The following is a 3282-nucleotide window of genomic DNA, read 5'->3' on the forward strand; positions in this document are numbered from 1 at the left end:
AATTTTTTCAGCATACATCGTAATGTCGCTCCTCCCAATTAGTCGAAGCGAATCCTAAAGAACTCATTCTACTGTCACACAATGTGTGGCCCTACGCCCAATAAACTCTTAAGTCATTCTGCTGTAACACCTGCGGGACTTGTAACACTCGAATCCCGATGAGGAATACGATTGTGTAACACAACAAAAAACCAGCTGAATCAATAGGTTGGCAATTACTGTCACACCTGTAACACGCGTAACACCACTAATTTGCCCCCTTCGGATTGCGTCCCCCTGTACCCCGTAGGCAATGACACCATCAGCGCAACAACGCAGCCTTTGAGAAATGGCAGTGCCCCTGTAGGGCTGCCTTCAGACGGGGTCGGAAACCCGCGAGCTAGGTGCCTGACCGAAGAAAAGAATCGGTTACACCCAGATTGCGGCAGGGCCCCTGAGAAATGCCTCTCGACACGGGGCGAGTAACCCGCCCGATCTTGTTAGCGGAAAGGTGCCCAGCTTAGTGAACAGGTGAACGTGGTGAACTGCGGTTCACCTGTGCATTTGCCCTATGGCTGTGGAGGTGGTCGGGGACCCTGGACAATTGCGATTGTGTACGGGGCAGAGAACCCGCAGCATCTTGTTAGCGACTGAGTTTTCCACGTTGGTTGACAGGTTGACACCATCCCCAAGGTTGAGCGGGCGCAACCGTTCGCTATCAACAACACAATGGCTCACCTTTACCGTTGCGGTAACGATGCCCTTTTCTATTCAATATCCTTTCAATTTCAACGTCGAAATTTCAGTAAGCTCAGGGAACTGTCGCTAACAAGATCTCGCGGGTTTCCGACCCCGTGTAGATCGAAAATCGTCAGGGTCCCCAGCGACTTTTTTGATTTTCAGTCCCATGAGACTCCCTGCCCAATCGCGGATGCGGTGAAGTCCAGCCCTACGCTCCTGCAACTACGGAAGAAATACAGACCATTGTTTACTACCCGAGCTTTTTCTTGCACGCCCGGAAAAAATTCTCGTACACAGGTACAAAGATCCTAGCCTCCTCGTTCAGTACACGTGCGTCCTCTAAGACATGTGCATTTCGAGGGCCTGATGCGCGATCACGATCAGAGTACACAGAAGCAAGATCTCCTCCGTATATCGGTACCGTTTTTCCTACCAAATGGTTGGACAACCTACGCGCAGCCGCATGAAGAACACAGAGCTCTGCCTGGAGATCGGAATCAAGAAACTCCTTTTCGGGCTGATCCCACTCCTCATAAAATCGGTACAGCGGCTTGATGTCGCCTCTTGAAAAGGCATCACCAAAGTCATGTTCTCGAAGAAGACGCACGGCAGGCTCAAAGGGAAAAGCTGACTGAAAGTCTTGAAATAACCTTTGATCGTGGGTAGGCAGATTGCTTCCCGAACTGATCGGGCGGAGCTGAGGATAATGCTGGAATAGGCGTGCCTCGTTAAGCGTGAGATCGAGCCATATGTCATTCCAGAACAAAACCATCACCTCAAACTCGCCACGCGATTTGCGCGCAGCCGACATTTCTCGGACTGCCCGCTGCACCGCCTGATCAGTGTCAGCAGTTGTTGCTATGTAGAGGGCAGTCAGGCGAGGCTGGAAGGACTCGGCCTTCTGTACCTCCTGCGCGATCATGTTTGAAGTGATTCCGGACCAGGTGTTCTTGCATTGAATCCCGACCAGCATGCCTTTTTGATCACTGCCGTAAATGTCTACGCCGTCTTGCCGCTGCCCTTGACGTCCATGGCGGGTGAAATCCGGATTACTCCAGCGGTTCTTGGCGGCAGAGCAAACAATGTCCTCGAACTCATCCCACGAACGGGGGAGAGCAACACGAGAATCTGCAAATGTCGGCATCCAATAATTTCCTTCCAGTAGCAAGAGCTCCAAAAGGTGAGTATAAAGCCTCCAGATCCTGTAGGAACTTTCCCGAGAAGCGAACTCTGTGTCGAGCATTCATAGGCAACAGCCCGCACGATGTATCCCTACGTGTATCCCTAACCGTATAATCTGGCTGCAAGCCACAGAATATATGGAAGTCTCGAGTCTCCCTCGGGCACCAAAATTAAGAAAGGTCTTGCTTAGCAAGGCCTTTTTTTTCGCCCACAGAAAAGTGGGCTGACCCCACACCCCGTAGGAGCTGCCGAAGGCTGCGATCTTTTGATCTTGCCTTTAAGGCCCCACCACCCAAACCCGCCCAGCCAACGAATCAAGGATTCACACAATGGAATTGCCACTGGAAACCGTTGCCCTGTTCGCCCTCAAACTGGCTTATGAGCGCGAGGGAGAAAGCCCGATTCTGCGGGATGATCCGATCATGAGTGATTATGAGCGGGAGGTTTTTGGGTTGTTGGTGCGACGGGGGGATGTTGAAGGGATTCGGTTTCGGGTGGGGCATTGTGTGGGGTTGGCGTTGGAGGCTATAGGTGGTGTTGATACACCGCTTGGGCGGGAGTTGCATCGGCTGGCGGCTGATTTCAGCAATGCGCAGACGATGGAGCAGATTGAGGCGCCGGTCATTGCGCTCAAGGACTATCTGAAAGAAATTATTTGAATGCTTGGCCGAGCGGAAACAGTAATACCAATCCGGTGCGCACGCTAAATTTGATTGCCTGACCACGCTGCGAGCCCACATTTTCCAAGTTAAACAAACGAGGAAAACGTGAGTGCACTGCTCTAAATGGAACGTCTCAAAAAAAACGAGATCGTTGGAGAATTCGTTGGATTAGCTGTGCCTGAGCACCGGAGGAACCGCGGTTCTGCGGGAAAGACAACACGATACTTCGTACGGGAACAACATCTGCGATTGTCCTATTCGGAGTGAAATCAGCCTCACAACCACCCACCGTGCTGCCATTTTTTGCGGAGCTTACGGCCTCAAAACAGAAGGATAGCTGCGCCATTGTCTCAGCTTCGCGTTTTTCTTCTAACCGATCCATACACCAGCTCCTTCGCTACAGGCCTTTAAAGGCGGCAGGATTCTAGTCCCTTCACTACCAATCCTTCAAGAGTAGAGACAGCCTCCATTGAGATACGTGCCACTGGTTCCGCATCTCTTAGGATCATCCGTCCATCTTTTTTCCGACCGGCGGGATGGGCAGAAAAGAATCTGAGGAACCGCGATGGCGCCACGCCATCGAAAGGGAGCACCCGCACCTTCGAGGTATCACTCTCATTCTCAGTTATAGCATCCTGATGCAATCTGGTAGCAAGACTCTTGCGGTAAGGCTCAAGAAAAATCACTTCTTTAATACCAGCCGCCACCAAATGCCTAG

General features: G+C 51.6%; 2 protein-coding genes and 1 pseudogene. 1 reads left to right on the forward strand and 2 read right to left on the reverse strand.

Annotated features, from left to right (window positions below):
• Positions 1-970 precede the first annotated feature (970 nt).
• Complete coding sequence (locus V5E99_RS30790) at positions 971-1864, reverse strand: hypothetical protein (protein ID WP_499806286.1); 894 nt, start codon at positions 1862-1864, stop codon at positions 971-973.
• Between the two features lie 367 nt (positions 1865-2231).
• Between V5E99_RS30790 and V5E99_RS30795 the strand changes: the two genes are divergently transcribed.
• Positions 2232-2561 (forward strand): hypothetical protein, encoded by a 330-nt coding sequence (locus V5E99_RS30795; protein ID WP_499806287.1) that lies wholly within the window; start codon positions 2232-2234, stop codon positions 2559-2561.
• A 410-nt stretch (positions 2562-2971) separates the two neighbouring features.
• On the opposite strand, the pseudogene V5E99_RS30800 reads toward V5E99_RS30795, so the two are convergent.
• A pseudogene (locus V5E99_RS30800) lies at positions 2972-3282 on the reverse strand (anti-phage dCTP deaminase); the annotation flags it as partial.

This window comes from Janthinobacterium sp. LPB2021202312-11-4, from assembly GCF_037049705.1.
Classification (GTDB): Bacteria; Pseudomonadota; Gammaproteobacteria; order Pseudomonadales; family Pseudomonadaceae; genus Aquipseudomonas.